The following is a 21,909-nucleotide window of genomic DNA, read 5'->3' as shown; positions in this document are numbered from 1 at the left end:
TGGTTTTCTGCGCCCGCTGCATAACCCCAGGCTAATGCCGCAGGATTGCCGGCGGGGTTCAGTCGTCGCCGTCTCCGCTGCCGTCGTCCTCGACCTCGAACCAGTCCTGGTTGTGGAACACCGTCGAGACCACAGGGCGTCCCGCCGCGTCGAGCGAGGGCCGGTAGCGATAGCGTTTCTCGATCAGGCGACAGGTGATGCCGTCGAGCGCGGGCTTGCCGCTGGATCGGGTGACGCGGCATTGCGAGACGCGGCCGTCGATGCCGACGGTATAGCGCACGCCCATGCGCCCGACGACGTTGTTCTCGCCGACCAGCGACTCCGCCTCGTGATAGTCGCCGCGGCTGAAGCGGCTTTTCAGCAGGCGCGGCGGGGTCTCGTCGCCGCCGTCTCCGTCGCCATCGCCGGAGCGGCCGCTGCCCGTGCCGTTGCCGATCCCGCCCGCGCCGGTTCCGGGGCCGGGGACGGGCGCGGCACCGGCGGTCGCCTCGGCGCCGACGCCGGCTTTGAGCGCGGCGACGACGGGTGGCGGGACGATCGGCGGGACGATCGGCTTGGGCGCGACGACTTCGGTGGCTTTGGCGCGCAGGTTGGCGGGGGAGGCCGCGCCCTCGGGGCGGTGACTCCTGGCGGGGCGGGGGATGATGCGTTCGGGTGGCGGCGGCGGCGGGGGCGGACCGACCGCGAAGAGTTTGAGCGCATCGGGTGCGGCGCCGGGCATGCTGACGCCGAGGCCGAGGATCAGCGCGTAGCCGACCAGGCCGCAGAGCAGGACTGACCCGGTGGCGGAGGCGATACGGTCGCGGGGGGCCTGGACGCCGTACATGAGGCGTATCTGGGTTTGCTCGGGGCGGAGGGCAAGCCGGGCCGTCGTGCCGGGCTTGACCCGGGGGCTGGAGCCGCGAACGGTGTCGCTCGGTACTCTGGATCCCGGGACGAGCCCGGAATGACGGTTTTTGGGGGAGAGGGTTGTGGCAAGGATCGTTCGCTTGGCTGTGTTGGCGGCTTGCGTGTTCGCGGCGCAGGCTCGCGCTCAAGTGCCGGATGCGCCGCGCACGGCGAGCTTTGCCGAGCATCAGCGGCAATGTTCGGGGAAGGACGGGTGGAGCGATCCGGCGCCGCCGGTGCGGATATTCGGCAATGTCTATGATGTCGGGAGCTGCGGGATCGTCGCGCTGCTGGTCGTCGGGCCCAAGGGGCATGTGCTGATCGATGCGGCGACTGCAGAGGCGGTGCCGTCGATCGTGGCGAACATCCGGCGGCTGGGGTGGCGGCCTTCGGACGTGAAGCTGCTGCTGTCGAGCCACGAGCATGTCGACCATGCCGGCGGGTTTCGTGCGCTCCAACAGGTCACCGGCGCGACGCTAGTGGCGACCGCGGCGGCGCGGAAGGCGCTCGAAAGCGGGGTGCCCGCGGCAGACGATCCGCAGGGAAACGGCATCAGTGAATTCGCCGGAGCGCGGGTCGGGCGAATCGTCCGTGATGGCGAGATCGTGGTGCTGGGGCCGTTGCGGCTGACCGCGCATACGACGCCAGGGCATGCCCCGGGCAGCACGTCCTGGACCTGGCAGTCGTGCGACAGGGGCGTGTGCCGGGCGATGGTCTATGCCGACAGCCTGAGTGCGATCTCGGCGGACGGATACCGGTTTGCCGACCATCCGGCCTATGTCGCGGCGTTCCGCGCCAGCCTGGCCAAGGTCGCGCGATTGCCGTGCGATATCGTCGTCACACCGCACCCGGCGGCCAGCGACCTGTATGCGCGACTGTCGGGCGCGAAGCCGCTGGTGGATCGGAACGGGTGCGCCGCCTATGCCGCGGCGGCCGGTGCGAAACTGGAAAAGCGGCTCGCGGACGAGCGGAAACTTCGCGTTCGATAGGACGTTGTGCGGCCAGAAGCGATTGGCTTCGCCTGCTATGCAAGGACGTATCATGGGCCTTTTTTCAAAAGACATCGCGACGTTCGAGGACCTGTTCCTGCACCAGTTGCAGGACGTGTATTATGCCGAGAACCAGATCACCAAGGCGCTGCCCAAGATGGCGGAGAAGGCGACCGCGCCAGCGCTGAAGAAGGGATTCGAGACGCATCTGCGCGAGACCGAGGGGCAGATCGTGCGGCTGGAGCGGATCTTCGAGTTGCTCGGCGAGAAGGTGAAGGCGGTGACCTGCCCGGCGATCGACGGAATCATCAAGGAAGCCAACGAGGTCGCCGGCGAGATCGAGGACAAGGCGGTGCTCGACGCCGGCCTGATCGCGTCGGCGCAGGCGGTCGAGCATTACGAGATCGCGCGCTATGGCACGATGATCGCGTGGGCCAACCAGCTGGGCCGCACCGAGATCGCCGCGATCCTGCAGGAAACGCTCGATGAGGAATATGCGACGGACGACAAGCTGACGGCGATGGCGACGTCGAAGATCAATCCGAAGGCCGAGGCGGTTACGGCGTAATCGGCGTGGATGCCGGACTTGGTCCGGCATCCACGGTGGCGCGAAACCTACGGCGTTGATTCGCGGCACAGTGGACCCCGGAACGAGTCCGGGGTGACGGCTGGTTGGTAACGAAGAAGGGCGGCTCGACGTTAAGTCGGGCCGCCCTTTTCGTGGCGCGCGACACGGGAGAAAATCCCGTGTCGTCGGTCGGCGCTGGCGCGCCGCCGGCCGGTCTTGCTGTTGCGCGGGGGCTTTGCCCCGCGCATCGGCTTTGCCTACAGCTTCGACGTCAATTCCGGCACGATCTTGAACAGGTCGCCGACGAGGCCGATGTCCGCGACCTGGAAGATCGGTGCATCCTCGTCCTTGTTGATCGCGATGATCGTCTTCGAGTCCTTCATCCCCGCGAGATGCTGGATCGCGCCGGAGATGCCGATCGCGATATAAACTTCGGGGGCGACGATCTTTCCGGTCTGGCCGACCTGATAGTCGTTGGGCGCATAGCCCGCGTCGACGGCGGCGCGGCTGGCGCCGACGCCGGCACCGAGCTTGTCGGCAAGCGGATCAATCAGGGCGTGGAACTGCTCGTCGGATCCGAGCGCGCGACCGCCCGAGACGATGATCTTGGCGCTGGTCAGTTCGGGCCGGGTGTTTGCCGCGATCTCCGAACCGGCAAAGCTCGACAGGCCCGCATCGCCGGTCGTGGCGACGGCTTCGATCTCGCCGGTGCCACCTTCGGTCGCGGCCTTGTCGAACGCGGTGCCGCGGACCGTGATGACCTTCTTCGCATCCGACGACTGTACGGTCGCGATCGCGTTGCCGGCATAGATCGGACGCGTGAAGGTGTCCTCGCTCTCGACCGACAGGATGTCGCTGATCTGCATGACGTCGAGCAGCGCTGCCACGCGAGGGGCGATGTTCTTGCCATTGGTGGTCGACGGCGCGACGAACGCGTCGTGAGTGGCCATCAGCTGGGCGACGAGCGGCGCGACGTTCTCGGCAAGCGCATGCGCGTACGCAGCGTCGTCGGCGACATGGACTTTGCCCACGCCGGCGATCTTCGTAGCCGCCGCGGCGACCGCATCGACGCCCTGGCCGACGACCAACAGATGGACTTCGCCGAGCTGCGATGCGGCGGTGACCGCGGACAGCGTGGCATCCTTGACGGCGGTACCGTCATGTTCGACCCATACGAGCGTCTTCACTTGGCGACTCCCATTGCCTGTAGTTTACCGACCAGTTCGTCGACCGACGCGACCTTGATCCCGGCCGAGCGCTTGGCGGGCTCGACCACCTTCAGCGTGGTCAGCCGCGGGGTGACGTCGACGCCGAAATCGGCCGGCGTCTTGTTCGCCATCGGCTTCGACTTTGCCTTCATGATGTTGGGCAGCGACGCGTAGCGCGGCTCGTTGAGGCGAAGATCGGTGGTGATGATCGCGGGCAGCTTCAGCGTGTCGGTCTCGGCACCGCCATCGACTTCGCGGGTCACGTGGACCGATCCGTCGGCGATCTCGACCTTCGACGCGAACGTGCCCTGGCCCCAGCCGAGCAGGCCGGCGAGCATCTGCCCGGTCTGGTTGTTGTCGTCGTCGATCGCCTGCTTGCCGAGGATGACGAGGTCGGGCTTTTCCTCATCGACGATCTTGGCGAGGATTTTCGCGACGCCCAGCGGCTCGACCTTGGTCTCGCTGACCACCAGGATGGCACGGTCGGCGCCCATCGCGAGTGCGGTGCGGAGCGTTTCCTGGCTCTTCTGCTCGCCGATCGAGACGACGACGATTTCCGTGACGCCCTTGTCCTTGAGGCGGATCGCCTCTTCGACCGCGATCTCGTCGAACGGGTTCATGCTCATCTTGACGTTGGCCAGATCGACGCCTGTGCCGTCCGCCTTCACGCGGGGTTTCACGTTGTAATCAAGCACGCGCTTGACCGGTACCAGCACCTTCATCGGGGTTCCTTCCAAGGTGAATATCGTCTTTTCGGTCACCGTCACAGGGTGGCGGCGTTGGCGCGACAGATGGCTGTTTCGAGCCGTTTTCGCAAGTGCGGTACGGATTCATCGCTATGCCGTAGCGTCACGACGCAGTGCCGACCGGATCACACGCCGGATAGCCTGCAGTACCAACGAAAAAGGGCCCGGACGTTTCCGTCCGAGCCCCGTCTTTCGCAGAATCAGTATGCAGTCGGTAGCGGTTAGGCCGCGACCTTCTGGACCTCTGCGACGATCTTCTTCGCGGCATCGCCGAGGTCGTTCGCGGGAACGATCGCGAGGCCCGAGTTGGCGAGGATTTCCTTGCCTTTCTCGACGTTGGTGCCCTCGAGGCGAACAACCAGCGGAACCGAGAGGTTCACTTCCTTCGCCGCGGCGACGATGCCGTCGGCGATGATGTCGCACTTCATGATGCCGCCGAAGATGTTGACGAGGATGCCCTTCACGTTCGGATCCGCGAGAATGATCTTGAACGCCGCCGTCACCTTCTCCTTGTTGGCGCCGCCGCCGACGTCGAGGAAGTTGGCCGGGAACATGCCGTTGAGCTTGATGATGTCCATCGTCGCCATCGCGAGGCCGGCACCGTTGACCATGCAGCCGATGTCGCCATCGAGCTTGATGTAGGCGAGGTCGTACTTGGACGCTTCGAGCTCGGCGGGATCTTCCTCGGTCTCGTCGCGCAGCTGGAGCAGGTCCTTGTGGCGGAACAGCGCATTGCCGTCGAATGCGACCTTCGCGTCGAGCACCATCAGCTTGCCGTCGTTCGTCACGGCGAGCGGGTTGATCTCGATCTGCTCGGCATCGGTGCCCATGAACGCGTCATACAGCTTCGACGCGGTGTTCGCGGCCTGCTTGGCGAGATCGCCGGTCAGGCCGAGCGCTGCAGCGACCGAACGGCCGTGATGGGGCATGAAGCCGGTCGCCTGGTCGATATCGATCGACTGGATCTTCTCGGGCGTGTCGTGCGCGACCGCCTCGATGTCCATGCCGCCTTCGGTCGAGACGACCATCATGACGCGGCCGGTGGTGCGGTTGAGCGTCAGCGCGAGGTAGAACTCCTTGTCGATGTCGACGCCATCGGTGACGTACAGGCGGTTGACCTGCTTGCCCGCGTCACCCGTCTGGATCGTGACGAGCGTGTTGCCGAGCATGTCGGTTGCCGCTGCGCGAACCTCGTCCTCGGTCTTGGCGAGGCGGACACCGCCCTTGCCATCGGGGCCCAATTCGACGAACTTGCCCTTGCCGCGGCCGCCGGCGTGGATCTGCGCCTTGACGACATAGAGCGGTCCGGGAAGCTTCTTCGAGGCCTCGACGGCTTCCTCGACGGTCAGTGCCGCGAAACCGGCAGGCACGGGGACGCCGAACTTGGCCAGCAATTCCTTGGCCTGATATTCATGGATGTTCATCGGGAGGCTCCACGCATTTGGAAAATCGGGAATTGGGGCGCGTAAAGCACAGCCGGCAGTTCAAATCCACCCTTAAGGGTATTGCGACTGATTCGCGTTTGCAACAAGATGGTTTTCTCCACCGGGATCGGGGCTTTGCCATTTAGACGCCGTCGAGACCCGAGGCGCTGAAGGCCAGATCGCAGCAGCACGCCGACCCTGAATCCCAGCGCCAGCGGGACGAACGTTTGGAAAGAAGTAACCCTTTCGCGGCATCATGCCAGCCATGACACAACCCGCCCTTGATTCGTCCGACGATCCGACCGGGGAAGACCCCACCGGCGAGGAGCTTCGTCGCGCGCTTCGCAAGTCCGTCAAGATGCGCGCGCACCTGCGCGATCGCGGGCAGACGCGGTTCGAGATCGAGGTCACCGACCTGTCGCTGTCGGGGTTTCGCGCCGAGACCAGCTTTACGCTGTGGCCCGGCACCGTGGTGTGGCTGACGCTGCCGGGGCTCGCCGCGCTGGAAGCGGTGGTCGCGTGGCGCGACAAGTTCAAATATGGCTGCGCATTCGCCAAGCCGCTGCATCCGGCGGTGTTCGATCATATCGTGGCGTTGTCGCAGCGCTGAGTCGCGCCGCCGTCGTGACAGTCCCGCGCGGGATTACGCCGTAAACCGCTGCCGCAACGCCAGCATTGCCAATGCCGCCTGTGCCGCGCCGCCGCCCTTGTCGCCCTCCGTCGGACGGGCACGGGCGAGCGCCTGTGCTTCGTTCTCGGTGGTGAGGATGCCGTTGCCGATGCACAGCCCCTCCATCGTCAGCGCCATGATGCCGCGCGCGCTTTCGCCGGCGACGATCTCGAAATGATAGGTCTCGCCGCGGATCACGACTCCCAGCGCGACGTAGGCGTCATACGCTTCGCTCTCTGCGGCGAGCACGATGGCGCCCGGTACTTCGAGCGCACCGGGTACGGTGATGATCTCGTGGGTATGCCCCGCGGCCTCGATCGCAGCGCGGGCGCCCTCGACCAGCAGGTCGTTGAGATGGTCGTAGAAGCGGGCTTCGACGATCAGGAGATGTGCCATCAGAGGTCCTCGATCTTGCGTTCGCCGACGATCGACAGGCCGTAGCCGTCGAGCGCGACCAAAGTGTGATGCGTGTTGGTGAGCAGGATCATGTCGTGGACGCCCAGTTCGGTCAGGATCATCGCGCCGACGCCGTAGTCGCGCAGCTCGTCCATGTCAGGGGTCGTCTCGCCCGCCTTGTGCCGGATCGCGGCGGCGACGCCGTCGGGACGCGGCTTGTTGATCACGACGATTACGCCTGAGCCCTCGGCGGCGATCTGGGTCATCGAGCGCGCCAACAGCTGGCCGCGATCGCCGGTCTCGCCGAACAGATCGGCGAACGGCGACATTGCGTGCATCCGCACCAGCGTCGGCTTGGCGGGATCGACCTCGCCCTTGACCAGCGCGACCTGTTCGGTGCCGGTCGCCTTGTTCCAGAAGGTGTAGGCGGTCCATTCGCCGCCCCATTGGCTGGTGAACCTGGCTTCCGCGCGGCGCTCGACCAGATGGTCATGGCGGCGGCGATACGCGATCAGGTCGCGGATCGTGCCGACCTTGATATTGTGGAACTGCGCGAATGGCAGCAGATCGTCCATCCGCGCCATCGTGCCGTCATCGTTCATGATCTCGCAGATCACGCCCGAGGGGTTGAGCCCCGCCAGCCGCGCAACGTCGACAGCGGCCTCGGTATGCCCGGTGCGGACCAGCACGCCGCCGTCGCGCGCGACCAGCGGGAAGACGTGGCCGGGCGAGACGATCTCCGACGCGCCGTTGTTGGCATCGATCGCCACCGCGATCGTCCGCGCGCGGTCGGCGGCGGAAATCCCGGTGGTGACGCCCTCGCGCGCCTCGATCGAGGTGGTGAACGCGGTTTCGTAGACGGTGCCGTTGTTGCGGCTCATCAGGTCGAGGCCGAGTTCGTCGACGCGGCCCTTGGTCAGCGCCAAGCAGATCAGCCCGCGGCCGAACTTCGCCATGAAGTTGATCGCGTCGGGCGTCGCCATCTGCGCGGGGATGACCAGGTCGCCCTCGTTCTCGCGATCCTCGTCGTCGACCAGGATGAACATCCGGCCGTTGCGCGCCTCGTCGATGATCTCTTCGGGCGACGACAGGAACGCGTGTTTCAGGCGCGAGAGTTCAGCCGGCTTTGGCACGATAATGCTCCATGCGTTGCAGATAGCGGGCGAGCACGTCGATCTCGATATTGACCGACTGGCCCGGCGCCAGCGCGCCGAGTGTCGTCGCGCCCTGCGTATGCGGAATGATGTTGACCGCGAAATGGGTGACGTCGCCGTGATCCACAACCGCGTTGACGGTCAGCGATACGCCATCGACGGTGATCGAGCCCTTTGGCGCGAGGAACGGCGCGATCGCGGCGGGCACCGCGAAGCCGATCCGGAGCGAATCGCCGTCGGGGTCGACGCCGAGCACGTCCGCCACGCCGTCGACATGGCCGGTGACGATGTGGCCGCCGAGCTCCTCGCCGAGCTTCATCGCGCGTTCGAGGTTGAGCTTGCGGCCCTGCGTCCACTGGTCGGTCGCGGTGCGGCTGATGGTTTCCCCGGACACGTCGACCGCGAACCAGTTGGGGCCCTTATCGACCACGGTAAGGCAGACGCCCGAACAGGCGATCGACGCGCCGAGATCGATGGTCGCGGTATCATAGGCGGTATCCACGACGATGCGGGTGTCGCCGCGCGTCTCGACGCGGGCAATGGTGCCGATATCGCTGACAATTCCGGTAAACATTAATCGCTCCTCGCGCGCTCGTAGACTTCGAGACGGTCACTGCCAAGTTGCCGCGCGTCGACCGCCGTCCAGCGGCCATGCGCGGCGGCAAGGTCGATGCCGATGTCTCCGATCGCGGGCTTGCCGCCGCCGATCAGGATCGGGGCGCGGTAGAGCAGCAGGCGATCGACCAGGTCCGCGGCGAGGAAGGCGGATGCGGTCTGCGCGCCGCCTTCTACGAGGATGTGGTCGATGCCGTCCAGGGTGGCGATGTCGGCGGGGGATGCAATCACCGTCCACCCCGGTTCGGTGCCGTCATGTGGCGTCTCGGATTCGCGACCTTCCCTCGACCCGTCACCCCAGCGAAGGCTGGGGTCTTCCGGTTGGCGAGAGCGACGCTGTTCCACGGGGAGACCCCAGCCTTCGCTGGGGTGACGGATGGGGGTGGGGGCTGGGCTGAGTGTTCCGAGCGTTGCCGACAGCATCACCCGGTGCGGCGCCCGTGCCTCGAGTCCGGCGAGTCGGACATCGAGCAGCGGGGCATCGGCGTCGTAGGTGCCCCGCCCGACCAGAATCGCCTCGTGGCGGCTGCGCTCCAAATGCGCATGTGCGCGTGCTTCGGGACCGGTGATCCAGCGGCTGGTGCCGTCGGCCATCGCGATGCAGCCGTCGAGCGAGGTGGCGAGCTTCAGCGTCACCTGCGGTCGTCTGAACCGGCGGCGGGTGAGGAATCCCGCCATCGACCGCCGGGCTTCGGCTTCGCGAAGTCCGGTATCGACCGTGATCCCTGCCGCCCTCAGCCTTGCCAAGCCTGCGCCCGCCGTCCTCGGATCGGGATCCTGGATCGCCGCAACGACTCGCTTCACGCCCGCGGCGACCAGCAGGTCCGAGCACGCCGGTCCGCGCGGCGAGACATGCGCGCAGGGTTCGAGCGTCACATACGCCGTCGCATCGCGCGCCGCGGCGCCAGCCTGCGCAAGTGCCATCGCCTCGGCATGCGGGCGGCCGCCGGCTTGCGTCCAGCCGCGCCCGACGACGCGGCCGTCGCGGACGATCACGCAACCGACATTGGGGTTGGGCGCGGTGCGGCCGCGGGTCCGTTCGGCCAGTGCCAGCGCGACACCCATCCAGCCCACGTCGATTTGCGTGTCGTTCAGAGCCCCATCGCCGTCATCTTGTCGTCCAGCCGCTTGAACGATGCGCGGGTCTCGTCCTCGCGCTTCTTCTGTTCGGCGAGCGCCTTTGTCTTGGCCGGGGCGTCGATCTTTTGCTGCGCGACGATCTGAGCGTCGGTGCGATCGGCCGGCCATTGCTCGACGTACACGATGTTGCGCCGATAGACCGGCTCGACATAGGAATCCCTGACGAACGCGTAGATCAGGAAGCTGGTGACGCCCAACGCCGCGATCATGAACCAGAGTTGGTGCGGCTGGCGGTTGCCGAGGAAGAACCGCAGATCCCGGTAGGCCGCTAGCGGCGAAAAACGACTGAACATTCCCATCGCCACAAGATAGGCGCGCGGAGCGGCACAGGCCAGCCCCGCGCACCAAACTCAGTTCTCGCTGAGCACGAAGCGCAGCGTCATGCTCCGCCATGCCTCGACGGCGACGCCGTCGCGGGTGCCGGGGGTGAACCGCCATTTGCCGAGCGCACGATCCAGCGTGGCGCGGTAGAAGGCGTCGTTGGTCGCGCTGACCCGCTCGACCTGCTTCACCCGGCCATCGGCGCCGATCAGCACGCGGACGACGACTCGGCCCTCATGTTCGGCGCGACGTTCGCCGGCCGGATAGCTGGGCTGGAAGTCGGCGGCGTAGCGCGGGTCGATTCCCGGCTGCACCATCACCGGTGCAGGCTTTGGCGGATCGAAGGGCAATGCGACCAGTCCCGTGCCGGTGCCGGCGGAGCCGTCGATCGTCGGCGGGGTATAGGGCGTGGGATCGACGGTGACGCCGCGGTCGATCGTCGGGGTAAGGACCAGCGGGGTCGGTGTGCGCAGCCGTGGCGTCGGGCTCGGCTCGGCGGCGATCTGCGGTTCGGGGGGCGGCGGCTTGGGCAGATCGACCTGATAGGTGACGAGCGGGGGATCGGGCCGGAGAATCGTCGGCACGACCCCCGGCGCGGCGTAGAACAGCGCACCGATCACGATGCCGTTGACGCCCATCGCCACCGCGAAGCTTCCGGGGTTGAACCGCCCGGTCCGTCTCTCTGCGTACATGCTCGCTCTCCTTCGCATCTCCTCGAGGATGGCGGCGTAACGATGATACCGCCTGGCCAGATGCTACGCCGATGGAGGGGCGTAGCAAGCGGTGTTTTCGAGAGATCGGAGGCGGTTAGCGTTACCTTTGGCGTAATCGTGCCAGTGCGCGGTCGCGGCCGATCAGCGGGAGCAGCGCGGCCATCTCCGGACCATGATCGCGGCCGGTCAGCGCGCGGCGCAGCGGCAGGAACAGCGCCTTGCCCTTGCGTCCGGTGGCGTCCTTCAGGCGGCCGGTCAGCGCGTGCCAGGGGTCGCCGGTCCAGTCGATTTCGGCCGCGATCGTCACCGCCTGATCGAGATACGCCGCGTCGAGGTCCGCATCGACCGGCACCGGCCCTTCGATCACCTGCCACCAGTCCGCCGCGTCGGCGACGATGGCCAGGTTCGGGCGGACCGCGGCCCATTCCGCCTCGCCCATCCCCGCGGGCACGCGGTCGGCAACCGTCGCATAGTCGAGCGTGTGGAGGATCCGCGCGTTCAGCTGCGCCAGTTCCGCCTCGTCGAACCGCGCCGGCGCGCGTCCGAACCGCGCGAAATCGAAGCCTGCGATCAGCGGCGCGGCGTCGGCGATCGGTTCGACCGGGTCGCTGGTGCCGATCCGCGCGAGCAGTGCGCGCACCGCCTGCAGCTCGATCCCCACGTCGCGGAAATGATCGACGCCGAGCGAGCCGAGTCGTTTCGACAGCTTGCCCTCCGCACCGGTCAGCAGCGCCTCGTGCGCGAACCGCGGCGGGGTCACGCCGAGCGCGTCGAACATCTGCAACTGGAGCGCGGTGTTCGAGACATGATCCTCGCCGCGCACGACATGGCTGACGCGCATCTCGGCATCGTCGATCGCGGAGGGCAGCATGTAGAGCCACGACCCATCGGCGCGCCGCACCACCGGGTCGCTCATCGTCCGCGCGTCGAACGCCTGCGGCCCCCGGATCAGGTCGTCCCACGCGATCGGGGCGTCGTGATCGAGTTTGAACCGCCAATGCGGGCGCACCCCGTCCGCCTCCAGCTTCGCGCGGTCGGCATCGGACAGCGCGAGGGCGGCGCGGTCGTAGATCGGTGGCAGCCCGCGTCCGGCCTGGATCTTGCGCTTGAGGTCGAGTTCCTGCGTGGTTTCGTACGCAGGATAGACGTGCCCGCTCTCGGCCAGCGCCGCGAACCGCGCCTCGTACAGCGCGAACCGTGCCGACTGCCGCTCCTCCGCGTCGGGCGTCATCCCGAGCCAGTCGAGATCGGCGCGGATCGCATCGACGAACCGCTCTTCGCTCCGTTCGGGATCGGTGTCGTCGATCCGCAGCACGAACCGCCCGCCGTTCGCGCGCGCGAACATCCAGTTGTGGAGTGCGGTGCGGATGTTGCCGACGTGCAGCCGGCCGGTCGGGGAGGGCGCGAAACGGGTCAGGATTGTCATGTTGGCGCTTTAGGTGGCGCACGCCGCAGCGGCAAACCTCTTCCACCAACCCGAGTCGCAGCCTAAGGGCACCGCGTTAGCGGGAGCGCACCAATGAAACTGATGACCGGCAATTCGAACCTGCCCCTCGCGCAGGAGATCGCCGCCTATCTCGAGACCCCGCTGACCGATGTCAGCGTGCGGCGGTTCGCCGACGAGGAGGTGTTCGTCGAGATCAACGAGAACGTCCGCGGCGAGGATGTCTTCGTGATCCAGTCGACCGGGTACCCCGCCAACGACAATCTGATGGAATTGCTGATCATGATCGACGCGCTGCGGCGGGCGTCGGCGCGGCGGATCACTGCGGTGATCCCGTATATGGGCTATGCGCGGCAGGACCGGAAACCGGGTCCGCGCACGCCGATCTCGGCCAAGCTGGTCGCCAATTTGATAACGGTCGCGGGCGCCAACCGGGTGCTGTCGGTCGACCTGCATGCCGGGCAGATCCAGGGCTTCTTCGATATCCCGACCGACAACCTTTATGCGGCGCCGGTGATGTCGGCGGATATCCAGGCGCGGTTCAAGGGCCGCAACCTGATGGTGGTATCGCCCGACGTCGGCGGCGTGGTCCGCGCACGGCAGCTGGCCAAGCGGCTCGACAACGCGCCGCTGGCGATCGTCGACAAGCGCCGCGAACGCGCCGGCGAATCGGAAGTGATGAACATCATCGGCGAGGTCGAGGGGCGGTTCTGCATCCTGATCGACGATATCGTCGATTCGGCGGGGACGCTGTGCAACGCGGCCGCCGCGTTGAAGGAAGCGGGCGCGGAGGACGTCGTCGCCTATGTCACGCACGGCGTGCTGTCGGGCGGCGCGGTGGCGCGGGTCGAGGGATCGGAACTGCGCGAGCTGGTGATCACCGATTCGATCGGCAACCACGAGGTGATCAAGGGCGCCGGCGGCAAGATCCGCCACCTGCAGATCGCGCCGCTGCTGGGCGAGGCGATCAAGCGGATCGCCGACGAAACCAGTGTGTCGAGCCTGTTCGACTGACGCTTTGCTTCAGTTCGCTGCGGGGTCTCGGTCGAGAGGCCGCGCTTCCTCGGCCAGCATGACGGGCACGCCGTCGCGGACCGGGTAGGCGAGGCCCGCCGCGTCGGAAATGAGTTCCTGCGCGGCGTCGTGATAGCGCAGCGGTTTGCGTGTCACCGGGCAGACCAGGCGTTCGAGCAGCCAGGGGTCGATCATGGCCGGCCCCTCACTGCAGCGTCACCTGTTCGTCGCCGTCGTGGCGGCCGAAGAACTGCATGAGCTGGATGATCAGTTCGGCGCGAGTCTCGACATCGCGGGCTTCGAGCAGCGCCTGCTTGGCGGCGGCATCGAACGGCGCGATCTGGGCGATGCCGTTGACGAGGCTTTCATCGTCGAGCCGACCGACGGCGTCCCAGTCGACCGCATAGCCCTGAGAGTCGGCGAAGCGGCGCGATTCGAGTTCGAGCGAGGACCGGCGGCCGAGCGACAGTGTGTCGTCCGCGATCATCGGCAGCAGATCGGCCTCGACCTGGCGGAACGCGGTGGTGACGTCGAGTTCGCGGACGATGCGGTAGAGCGCGACGCCCTCGAGCACCAGATTGTAGCGGCCGTCCTCGAGCGCCTCGACCTCGGAAATCTTGCCGATGCAGCCGATGTCGTAGAGCGCACCCGCCTCGTCATGCGGGCCGTTGCGGGGCTGGATCATGCCGATGCGACGGTCGCGCGCCATCGCGTCGCTGACCATCGCGCGGTAGCGGGGCTCGAAGACATGCAGCGGCAATTGCATGCCGGGGAACAGCAGCGCGCCGGGCAGCGGGAAGATCGAGAGGCGGGTGGTCATCCGAACAGGATCGCGGACAGGCGCCGGCGCTGTGCCGAGACCCAGGGATCGACCAGCCCGACGACTTCGAACAGCTTGAGCAACTGGGCGCGGGCGGCGCCTTCGTTCCAGTCGCGTTCGGCGGCGATGATCCCGAGGAAACCGTCGGCGGCAGCGTCGCGGTCGTTCGCGGCCATCTGCGCGTTGGCGAGCGCGAAGCGGGCGGCGAGGTCGTCGGGATTGGCCTGGACCGCGGCGATCAGCGGGGTGAGGTCCTCGACCGGCGGCGCGGACTGCGCGAGCGCGAGCGCGGCCTGGGCGCGGGTGACGGCGGGGTCCTGTGCGATCGCGGGGTCGAGATTGGCGAGCCAGTCGGCGGCCTCGTCGAGCTGGCCGGTCATCACCAGCGCGCGGACGAAGCCGGCATGGACTGCGGGATGGTCGGGCGCCATTTCGGCGATCTGGCGGAAGATGCCGAGCGCGCGCTCACCGTCACCCTCGGCCAGTACCTCTTCGCCCATCGCGATCAGCGGTTCGACGTCGGCCGCGGGGTCGGCACCGGCGGGTTCGATCGGGAGTTGCTTGAGCAGCTGATCGAGCATCACGCGGATCTGCGATTCGGTGCGCGCAGGGGTCAGATCGGCGACCAGCTGGCCCTGAAACATCGCATAGACCGTCGGGATCGACTTGATCTGGAATTGCGCGGCGATGAACTGGTTCTTGTCGGTGTCGACCTTGGCCAGCACCACGCCCTTGTCGGCATAATCGGCAGCGACTTTTTCGAGGGTCGGGGTCAGCGCCTTGCAGGGGCCGCACCATTCGGCCCAGAAATCGATGATCACCAGGCTCGTCATCGACGGTTCGACGACGTCGCGACGGAAGGCTTCGACGGCGTCCTTCTCGGCAGGTGACATTCCAAGCGTGGCCAAAACAGACTCCTTCGTGGCGTAGGCACCTATTTGGGCGCGCGTAGCCGGTAATGCCAGCCTCCGGCAGCGGGCTCAATGAAAGTCCCGCGACTTCGGTAGCACGCGAACGTTCCGGGGATGGGAGGCGCGGGGATCCGGACCGCGGGGTAGGACAGGGCGGATCACCTCGTCGACGCGTGCGAGCGGCGGGTCGAGTACGTGATCCTCCGACAGCAGCCGCAGCATATCGCTGCGATCCTGGACGCGGGTGGTCATCAGGTGGGTGACGCCCTCTTCGCTGCGCTGGATCACGCCCTCCAGCACCATGAGCCGCGAGGCCATCACCGCGCGGCGGTTGGCCTCGAAATCGCGCGCCCACATCAGGCCGTTGGTGACCCCGGTCTCGTCCTCGATCGTGACGAAGATCGCGTTGCCCTTGCCGGGACGCTGGCGGACCAGCACCACGCCGGCGACTTTCGCGCGACGGCCGTCCTTGGTGGCGTTGGCTTGCGCGGACGACAGGATGCCTTCTGCGGCGAAGTGGGGGCGCAGGAACGCCATCGGATGGCCCTTGAGCGACAGCCGCGTGGTCTGGTAATCGGCTGCGACCTCTTCGCTGAGCGGCATCGCGGGCAGGCGCGCGTCGGGTTCGGCGCCGAGTTCGGGCGCGTCGGCGGCGGCGAACAGCGCGAGTTGCTTTGGCGGCGTGCGGCGGACATCCCACAACGCCTCGCGCCGGCCCTTGTCGATCGATCGGAACGCATCGGCATCGGCGAGCAGGTTCATCGCACGCTGGGGCAGGTTGGCGCGGCGGGCGAGGTCTTCGATGGACGCGAAGGGGGCGGCGTTGGCCATTTCCGTTGCCCAGTCCTCGCGGAACCCGTCGATCTGGCGGAAGCCGAGGCGGATGGCGAGGCTGGTGGTAGGGGGGGTGCCCTCAAGCGTGTTGTCCCATTCGCTCGCGTTGACGTCGATCGGCAGCACCGGGACATCATGCTCGACCGCATCGCGGACCAGCTGCGCCGGCGCGTAGAAGCCCATCGGTTGCGAATTGAGGATCGCACAGCCGAACACCGCGGGGTGGAAGCATTTGATCCACGACGACACGTAGACGAGGCGTGCGAACGACAGCGCGTGGCTTTCTGGGAAGCCGTACGAGCCGAAGCCTTCGATCTGCTTGAAACACCGTTCCGCGAACTCGCGGTCGTAGCCCCGCGCGGCCATGCCTTCAACCAGCTTGGTATGGAGGTTGCCGATCGTGCCGACGTTGCGGAACGTCGCCATCGCGCGGCGCAGTTCATTGGCTTCGTCGGGCGTGAACTTGGCGGCGACGATCGCGAGCTTCATCGCCTGCTCCTGGAACAAGGGCACGCCGAAGGTCTCGCCGAGCAGGTCGCGCAACTCGTCCTTGTGGCCGTGTTCGGGGGCCGGGGAGGGGTATTCGACGACCTCCTTGCCAGACCGGCGCCGCAGATAGGGGTGGACCATGTCACCCTCGATCGGACCGGGGCGGACGATCGCGACCTGAACGACGAGGTCGTAGAGTTTGCGGGGGCGCAGCCGGGGCAGCATGTTGATCTGCGCGCGGCTTTCGACCTGGAACACGCCGATGCTGTCGCCCTTGCAGAGCATGTCGTAGACCGCCGGGCTCTCGTCGTTGGCGATCGTATCGAGACGATAGTCGCCAAGCCCGTGACGCTGCATCAGGTCGAAGGCCTTGCGGATGCAGGTCAGCATGCCGAGCGCGAGGATGTCGACCTTCATCAGGCCGAGCGTATCGATGTCGTCCTTGTCCCATTCGATGAAGGTACGGTCGGCCATCGCGCCGTTGTGGATCGGCACCATCTCGTCGAGGCGGCCATGGGTCAGCACATAGCCGCCGACATGCTGCGACAGATGGCGGGGGAAATCGAGCAGCCTGGCGACCATGTCGCGCAGCCGCGCGATTTCGGGATTGTCTGTGTCGAACCCGGTCTCGGCAAAGCGCCGCTCCTCGAACCGTCCCGAGAAGCTGCCCCAGACGGTGCTGGTCAGGCGCTGCGTCACGTCTTCGCTGAGACCCAGGACCTTGCCGACTTCGCGGACCGTGCTCTTGGGCCGATAATGGATCACGGTCGCCGCGATCGCCGCGCGGTCGCGGCCATAGCGGCGATAGATATACTGCATCACCTCTTCACGCCGCTCATGCTCGAAATCGACGTCGATGTCGGGCGGCTCACTGCGTTCGGTAGAAACGAATCGCGAGAACAGCAGGTCGTATTTCATCGGATCGACCGAGGTCACGCCGAGCACGAAACAGACGGCGCTGTTGGCCGCGGAGCCACGGCCCTGGCACAGGATCGGCGGATCGCAGCGCCGCGCGAACCGCACCACGTCGTGCACCGTCAGGAAATAATAGGCGTATTGCTGCTTTCGGATCAGGTCGAATTCGACGTGCAGGGCGGCGACGACCTTGTCGGGAACATAGCCTTCGTAATGGTCGATCGCCGACTGCCAGGCGAGATGCTCGAGCCAGTTCTGCGCGTCCCAGCCTGCGGGTACGGGCTCGTGGGGATATTCGTAGCGGAGATCGTCCAGGGTGAAGTCGATGCGCTTGAGCAGCGTCGCGGCATTCGCCACGGCATCTGGACGGTCGCGGAACAGCCGCGCGATTTCGGTCGCGTCCTTCAGGTGACGCTCGCCATTGGCGGCCAGCGTGCGCCCGCCTTTCTGGATCGTCGTGCCCTCGCGGATGCAGGTGACGATATCGTGGAGCGGGCGATCGTCGGCATACGCGTAGAGCGCGTCGACGGTCGCAAGCAATGGCACGCCGGCCTGATCGGCGATGCGCGCAAGCCGTGCCAGCCGACGCCGGTCGCGACCGCCATGCGGCATCGTGACGCCGAGCCACAGCGATCGCTTCGCCAGCGGCTTCAGGATGGCGAGCGTCGCGGCCAGACCCTGGTTCGGTGCGCCGGGTTCGAACGGATCGCGCGCATCGGTGTCGCCGCGGCGCGGTGCGGCGGCCACCCGCGCGCTGCCGTACGGCATCACGATCAGCAGCATGTCGGTGAGATGCGCGATCAGGTCGGGCAGTTCGAGAATGCAGCCGCCCTTTTCGGCACGACGATTGCCAAGCGTGAGCAGGCGGGTCAGCCAGCCCCAGCCCAGCCGCGTCGTCGGATAGGCGACGATATCGGGCGTGCCATCGGCGAAGACCAGGCGCGCACCGACGACGAGGCGGAAATCGATCGACGGCATCCTGGCGCCAAGCAGCGCATGCTGCGCCTTCTTGAGGGCGGCATGCGCGCGCACGACGCCTGCCACGGTATTGCGATCGGCGATGCCGATGCCGGACAGGCCCAGTTCGATCGCGCGGCCGACCATGTCGCTGGGTGCGCTGGCGCCGTCGAGGAACGAGAAATTGCTGGCGGCGACCAGTTCGGCGAAGCTCATGGCGTCACGCGAACAGCCCGTGGAGGTACCAGCGCGGCGTTTCCAGTTCGGAATAGAGGCCGTGGCGGAAGATCCAGAAGCGACGGCCCTTGCGGTCCTCGATGCGGAAATAGTCGCGGGTCGGGATGTCGTCGCGGCGCCACCATTCGCCGGCGATCCGTTCGGGTCCTTCGGCGCGCGCGACCTCGTGCACGGTGCGGCGCCAGCGGAAGCGGTTGGGGGGACCGTCGGGAACTTCGGCCATCATCGAATCGATCGGCTGGGGCGGATCGAACAGATAGATCGGCCGGAGCGGCGGTTCTCCGGTCTCGGGTGGGATCCAGGGCGCGGTGGGGACGGGGTCGCTGGCCGGCAGCATCAGTTCGGCCTGTTCGGGGATGTGGCTGTCGCGCGCCGAAAAGCGGCGGACGCGGGTGCGGCCGAGGCGGGTGCCGAGCTGGTCGAGGAGTTGGACCACCTCACCCTTTTGCGCCTCGCCGCCCTCGAGCTTGAGCTGGCTGGCGTCGAGCTTCTCGGCGAGCGCGATGTCGAGGCGGATCAGGTCGTAGCCGAACCCGGGATCGAGCGGGTCGGCGAGCCTGTCGATGCGTTCGCGGAACAGCCGCATCAGCAGCGCGACGTCGCGGGTCGGTGTGCCGGTCTCGACGCGGAGTCGCTGGACCAGGCCGTCGGCGCGGAACAGCCGGGCCTCCCAGCGGCGGCCGCCTTCGTGGCGCTCGGCGAGCGTCTCCGCGGCTTCGGTCGCAAGCTCGGCCAGCACCTCCAGCGCATAGTCGGTGCGCGCGATCGGTTCGGCGAAGCGGCGCTCGACACCGATCCTGGGGACGGTGCGGCGCTGGACGATCGGGCCCTTCACGTCGCCGTTGAGGCGCCGGACCATCATCGCCGCGCCCTCGCCGAAGCGCGCGGCGATGACGCTGAGCGGACGCGCCATGACGTCGCCGACGGTCTTCAGCCCGGCGCGGACCAAGGCGGTGGTGGCGTCGTCGTCGAGCCCGAGCGCGGCGACCGGCAGGCGCTTTACCGCGCGGCGTTCGTCGGGGGCGGGTGCGCCGGCGAATCGGGCGAGCGCGCGCGCGGCCTCCGGAGTGTCGCCGAACGCGTGGCGGACCAGCAGACCGCGGCGCGCGAGCCGGTCCTCGAGATCAGCCGCGAGCCGTCGTTCGCCCTCAAATTCATGGACGCAGCCGGCGATGTCGAGAACCAGCCCGTCGGGGGCGTCGAGCGCCACCGACGGGGTGTAGCGCTGGCAGCCATCGGCCAGCCGCTCCAGCCAGGCATGATCGGCATGCGCGTCGTGGGGATAGACTTCGAGGTCGGGCACGCGCGCGCGGGCGTCGGCGAGCGTCAGTCCGACGGTGAGCCCGGCACGTATCGCCTCGCGGTCGAGCGCCTTCAGGCGGATGCCGCCAGCGACCGATTCGACGAACGCCAGCGGGGCTTCATCCCGTCCGACGAACAGATGCGGGCGCTCGGTCCGCAGCCGCTCCACCGGAAGCCAGGGAAAGACCAGCGCAAGATAGCGCCTGGGGATCGAAGATTCGCGTGTCACGGTTCCACTCCACGCACCAGCCAAGGCCGGCATGGCCTCCGCGACGGCGCAACAATTCGACTTGGAAGGCAGGGCCCCCCGGCGCGTTCGCCTCGAGCGCGCGCGATGGCGCGGCGGTCACCTGCCAGCGGGTGGCGGCAGCACTCGGCACCGGTTGGGCGGCGATGCGCAGGCTGAGCACGGTGACGCCCGACGATTCGGCGGCGAGCATCAGCCGCCGCGTGGCGGTCAGGTCCAGCCCCGGCGCACGGCCCCAGGATTCGATCAGCAGCGTGCCGAGGCCGGGGCAGCGCGCGGCATCCGCGGCGGCGCGCAGCAACGCGGCCTCGTCGGCGACCAGCACCATCAGCAAGGTGGACGCGTCGACCCCGAGTTCGGCGAGACCGGTCGCGTGCAGTCGCCCGCCCTGTCGCTCGCCGGCTTCGGTGCGGAGCCACAGCAACGGCATCGCGTCGGCCGCCAGCGCGGAGGCAATCGCGAAGCCGGCGCCGCTGGGGCCGTCATCGGCCTCGACCGCGAATATCTCGTGCAGTTGCGCAGGCGCCAGGCCATCGGCGAGCCACGCCTCGACCGGGCGCGAATCGGCCTGGCGTGGTACCGCAGGGGCGGCAAGGCTGCGCAGATGCGCAAGCAGGGCGGTCGAGTCGGCCATAGATGTTCTTGTAATGTTCTATTGGTCGAGTCGCCAAGCAGGAAATCTCTGAACTTGGGGGTTGCGGTGTCCGGCATGTCGGGCTAGTGCCGCGCCTCACCCAGCCCCTAGCGAGCTTCGCTAAGGGCATAGGCGCCAGAGCGGGCGTAGCTCAGGGGTAGAGCACAACCTTGCCAAGGTTGGGGTCGAGGGTTCGAATCCCTTCGCCCGCTCCAGTTTTCTACAGTTTTGGGTTCAGGATGGCCGCGCAAGCGGCCATTTCTGCGTTCAGGGTCGCGTCAGCTGGCGATCATGGACCCGGGACAGCAGCGCCAGCGCGGCGATCGCGCCGACCAGGCACATCAGCATGTCCCATTGCGTGTCCCACGGATCGCCCTGCGTACCGAGAAATTCGTCCGCGCCCTGGCCGAGCATCATCGCCGCGCCGAATTCGATCAGTTCGTAGCTGGCGCTGACGGCGAGGCAGCAGGCGAGCACCAGGCTGCTCAGCAAGGCACCGGGACGCAGGCCGCCGCGGCGAATCAGCAGTTCGCGGAACACGATCGCGGGGACGAAGCCCTGCATGAGGTGCCCGAACCGGTCATAGGGGTTGCGCGCCAGCCCGAGCAGATGCTGGACGTCGAAGCCGATCGGGACGCGCGCATAGCTGTAGGCGCCGCCGATCATCAGGACGAGGCCGTGCAAGCCGATCAGCAGTATCGCGAGCGGTGTCAGCGGGAACCGGCGTGCACTCGCCCATAGGACCGGCAGCACGATCAGTACCGGCGCGATCTCCATCCACCAGGTCGCACGATCATAGGGATCCCAGCCGGACAGGATCAGCCCGCCGACCCAGATCAGCGTGAGCGCGGCGACGGCCGATATCGAACCGCCCGATATCGAGCGGGGCGGGATCAGGCGAGTCGGGGTCAGACGGACTCGCGCGCCAGCAGGTCGTGGACGTCCAAGCCCAGCAAGTCGATATGGCTGCGGATGCGCGGCCAGTGCGTCATCACGAAGGTCTCGCGTTCGGCGACGCGCAGTGCTTCGGCGGCACCGGGCAGCACGAACATGCCGACGCCACGACGGACCTCGACATAGCCGTCGTCCTGGAAGCTCTGATAGGCCTTGGCGACGGTCAGCGGGTTGGCGCCGTGTTCGGCGGCGAATGCGCGGACCGAGGGAAGCTGGTCGCCGGCACGATAATCGCCGCGCAGGATTCCTGCGGCGATGGTCCCGCGCAACCGGATGTAGACCGGGCTGTCATCACTGCTTAGCGCTGTCATGCTGACTT

General features: G+C 67.3%; 23 protein-coding genes and 1 tRNA gene. 5 read left to right on the top strand and 19 right to left on the bottom strand.

What is annotated here, in order from left to right; translation table 11 throughout:
- Positions 1 to 58 precede the first annotated feature (58 nt).
- A complete protein-coding gene (locus SJY20_RS00355; RefSeq protein WP_380784624.1) occupies positions 59 to 826 on the bottom strand; it encodes an energy transducer TonB in 768 nt (255 codons plus the stop codon).
- Between the two features lie 169 nt (positions 827 to 995).
- Between SJY20_RS00355 and bla the strand changes: the two genes are divergently transcribed.
- Positions 996 to 1,877, top strand: a complete 882-nt coding sequence (bla, locus tag SJY20_RS00350; protein ID WP_380788500.1) for a subclass B3 metallo-beta-lactamase — start codon at positions 996 to 998, stop codon at positions 1,875 to 1,877.
- A 52-nt stretch (positions 1,878 to 1,929) separates the two neighbouring features.
- Entirely contained in the window at positions 1,930 to 2,445 is a 516-nt protein-coding gene (locus SJY20_RS00345) for a ferritin-like domain-containing protein (RefSeq protein WP_380784623.1), read from the top strand.
- A gap of 257 nt (positions 2,446 to 2,702) precedes the next feature.
- Here SJY20_RS00345 and SJY20_RS00340 read toward each other — a convergent pair whose 3' ends face one another.
- From SJY20_RS00340 to sucC, 3 genes are all read right to left on the bottom strand, one after another.
- Positions 2,703 to 3,632 carry an electron transfer flavoprotein subunit alpha/FixB family protein gene (locus SJY20_RS00340; RefSeq protein ID WP_380784622.1) on the bottom strand — a complete coding sequence of 310 codons (930 nt, stop codon included), beginning with the start codon at positions 3,630 to 3,632 and terminating at the stop codon, positions 2,703 to 2,705.
- Positions 3,629 to 4,375: an electron transfer flavoprotein subunit beta/FixA family protein gene (locus SJY20_RS00335; RefSeq protein ID WP_380784621.1), complete on the bottom strand. Its 747-nt coding sequence runs from the start codon at positions 4,373 to 4,375 to the stop codon at positions 3,629 to 3,631. Before SJY20_RS00335 ends, SJY20_RS00340 begins: the two co-directional genes overlap by 4 nt.
- A 245-nt stretch (positions 4,376 to 4,620) precedes the next feature.
- The gene (sucC, locus tag SJY20_RS00330; RefSeq protein ID WP_380784620.1) at positions 4,621 to 5,823 is read right to left on the bottom strand and encodes an ADP-forming succinate--CoA ligase subunit beta; all 1,203 of its coding nucleotides are present in this window, start codon (positions 5,821 to 5,823) and stop codon (positions 4,621 to 4,623) included.
- Positions 5,824 to 6,088: 265 nt separating this feature from the next.
- Between sucC and SJY20_RS00325 the strand changes: the two genes are divergently transcribed.
- Positions 6,089 to 6,433 carry a pilus assembly protein PilZ gene (locus SJY20_RS00325; protein ID WP_380784619.1) on the top strand — a complete coding sequence of 115 codons (345 nt, stop codon included), beginning with the start codon at positions 6,089 to 6,091 and terminating at the stop codon, positions 6,431 to 6,433.
- 33 nt (positions 6,434 to 6,466) lie between these two features.
- On the opposite strand, the gene ribH is transcribed toward SJY20_RS00325, so the two are convergent.
- The 7 genes from ribH to SJY20_RS00290 all read right to left on the bottom strand — a co-directional run bounded on the left by ribH (position 6,467) and on the right by SJY20_RS00290 (position 12,258).
- Complete coding sequence (gene ribH / locus SJY20_RS00320; protein ID WP_380784618.1) at positions 6,467 to 6,889, bottom strand: 6,7-dimethyl-8-ribityllumazine synthase; 423 nt, start codon at positions 6,887 to 6,889, stop codon at positions 6,467 to 6,469.
- Complete coding sequence (ribB, locus tag SJY20_RS00315; RefSeq protein ID WP_380784617.1) at positions 6,889 to 8,022, bottom strand: 3,4-dihydroxy-2-butanone-4-phosphate synthase; 1,134 nt, start codon at positions 8,020 to 8,022, stop codon at positions 6,889 to 6,891. The genes ribH and ribB overlap by 1 nt, the downstream gene beginning before the upstream one ends.
- Positions 8,006 to 8,617 (bottom strand): riboflavin synthase, encoded by a 612-nt coding sequence (locus tag SJY20_RS00310; RefSeq protein ID WP_380784616.1) that lies wholly within the window; start codon positions 8,615 to 8,617, stop codon positions 8,006 to 8,008. Before SJY20_RS00310 ends, ribB begins: the two co-directional genes overlap by 17 nt.
- The gene (gene ribD, locus SJY20_RS00305) at positions 8,617 to 9,723 is read right to left on the bottom strand and encodes a bifunctional diaminohydroxyphosphoribosylaminopyrimidine deaminase/5-amino-6-(5-phosphoribosylamino)uracil reductase RibD (protein ID WP_380788499.1); all 1,107 of its coding nucleotides are present in this window, start codon (positions 9,721 to 9,723) and stop codon (positions 8,617 to 8,619) included. The genes SJY20_RS00310 and ribD overlap by 1 nt, the downstream gene beginning before the upstream one ends.
- 26 nt (positions 9,724 to 9,749) lie before the next feature.
- Entirely contained in the window at positions 9,750 to 10,091 is a 342-nt protein-coding gene (locus SJY20_RS00300; RefSeq protein WP_380784615.1) for a hypothetical protein, read from the bottom strand.
- Positions 10,092 to 10,148: 57 nt separating this feature from the next.
- Entirely contained in the window at positions 10,149 to 10,811 is a 663-nt protein-coding gene (locus SJY20_RS00295) for a TonB family protein (protein ID WP_380784614.1), read from the bottom strand.
- Between the two features lie 121 nt (positions 10,812 to 10,932).
- Positions 10,933 to 12,258, bottom strand: a complete 1,326-nt coding sequence (locus SJY20_RS00290; RefSeq protein WP_380784613.1) for a glutamate--tRNA ligase — start codon at positions 12,256 to 12,258, stop codon at positions 10,933 to 10,935.
- Positions 12,259 to 12,351: 93 nt separating this feature from the next.
- Here SJY20_RS00290 and SJY20_RS00285 point away from each other — a divergent pair, with 93 nt between their 5' ends.
- Positions 12,352 to 13,290: a ribose-phosphate pyrophosphokinase gene (locus SJY20_RS00285; RefSeq protein WP_380784612.1), complete on the top strand. Its 939-nt coding sequence runs from the start codon at positions 12,352 to 12,354 to the stop codon at positions 13,288 to 13,290.
- A 9-nt stretch (positions 13,291 to 13,299) separates the two neighbouring features.
- Here the strand turns inward: SJY20_RS00285 and SJY20_RS00280 are convergent, their stop codons facing one another.
- The 6 genes from SJY20_RS00280 to SJY20_RS00255 all read right to left on the bottom strand — a co-directional run bounded on the left by SJY20_RS00280 (position 13,300) and on the right by SJY20_RS00255 (position 20,636).
- The gene (locus tag SJY20_RS00280; protein ID WP_380784611.1) at positions 13,300 to 13,485 is read right to left on the bottom strand and encodes a Trm112 family protein; all 186 of its coding nucleotides are present in this window, start codon (positions 13,483 to 13,485) and stop codon (positions 13,300 to 13,302) included.
- Positions 13,486 to 13,495: 10 nt separating this feature from the next.
- Positions 13,496 to 14,110 (bottom strand): LON peptidase substrate-binding domain-containing protein, encoded by a 615-nt coding sequence (locus SJY20_RS00275; protein ID WP_380784610.1) that lies wholly within the window; start codon positions 14,108 to 14,110, stop codon positions 13,496 to 13,498.
- The gene (locus SJY20_RS00270) at positions 14,107 to 15,003 is read right to left on the bottom strand and encodes a tetratricopeptide repeat protein (RefSeq protein ID WP_380788497.1); all 897 of its coding nucleotides are present in this window, start codon (positions 15,001 to 15,003) and stop codon (positions 14,107 to 14,109) included. The genes SJY20_RS00275 and SJY20_RS00270 overlap by 4 nt, the downstream gene beginning before the upstream one ends.
- Positions 15,004 to 15,090: 87 nt before the next feature.
- On the bottom strand, positions 15,091 to 18,432 hold the full coding sequence (locus SJY20_RS00265) for an error-prone DNA polymerase (protein WP_380784609.1): 3,342 nt from the start codon (positions 18,430 to 18,432) through the stop codon (positions 15,091 to 15,093).
- 4 nt (positions 18,433 to 18,436) lie between these two features.
- Entirely contained in the window at positions 18,437 to 19,966 is a 1,530-nt protein-coding gene (locus SJY20_RS00260) for a Y-family DNA polymerase (RefSeq protein ID WP_380788496.1), read from the bottom strand.
- The gene (locus SJY20_RS00255; protein ID WP_380784608.1) at positions 19,875 to 20,636 is read right to left on the bottom strand and encodes a hypothetical protein; all 762 of its coding nucleotides are present in this window, start codon (positions 20,634 to 20,636) and stop codon (positions 19,875 to 19,877) included. Before SJY20_RS00255 ends, SJY20_RS00260 begins: the two co-directional genes overlap by 92 nt.
- A gap of 140 nt (positions 20,637 to 20,776) precedes the next feature.
- Here SJY20_RS00255 and SJY20_RS00250 point away from each other — a divergent pair.
- Positions 20,777 to 20,851: transfer RNA gene (locus tag SJY20_RS00250), tRNA-Gly, on the top strand.
- A gap of 52 nt (positions 20,852 to 20,903) precedes the next feature.
- Here SJY20_RS00250 and SJY20_RS00245 read toward each other — a convergent pair.
- Together SJY20_RS00245 and SJY20_RS00240 are read right to left on the bottom strand one after the other, a co-directional pair.
- Positions 20,904 to 21,413, bottom strand: a complete 510-nt coding sequence (locus tag SJY20_RS00245) for a DUF2238 domain-containing protein (RefSeq protein ID WP_380784607.1) — start codon at positions 21,411 to 21,413, stop codon at positions 20,904 to 20,906.
- Between the two features lie 131 nt (positions 21,414 to 21,544).
- Complete coding sequence (locus tag SJY20_RS00240; protein ID WP_380784606.1) at positions 21,545 to 21,901, bottom strand: GntR family transcriptional regulator; 357 nt, start codon at positions 21,899 to 21,901, stop codon at positions 21,545 to 21,547.
- Between the last annotated feature and the right edge of the window lie 8 nt (positions 21,902 to 21,909).

Source organism: Sphingomonas sp. R86521, from assembly GCF_042466235.1.
Taxonomy (GTDB): domain Bacteria; phylum Pseudomonadota; class Alphaproteobacteria; order Sphingomonadales; family Sphingomonadaceae; genus Sphingomonas.
Note: the sequence above shows the minus strand (reverse complement) of the source record. Positions and strands in the feature narration are given on the sequence as shown.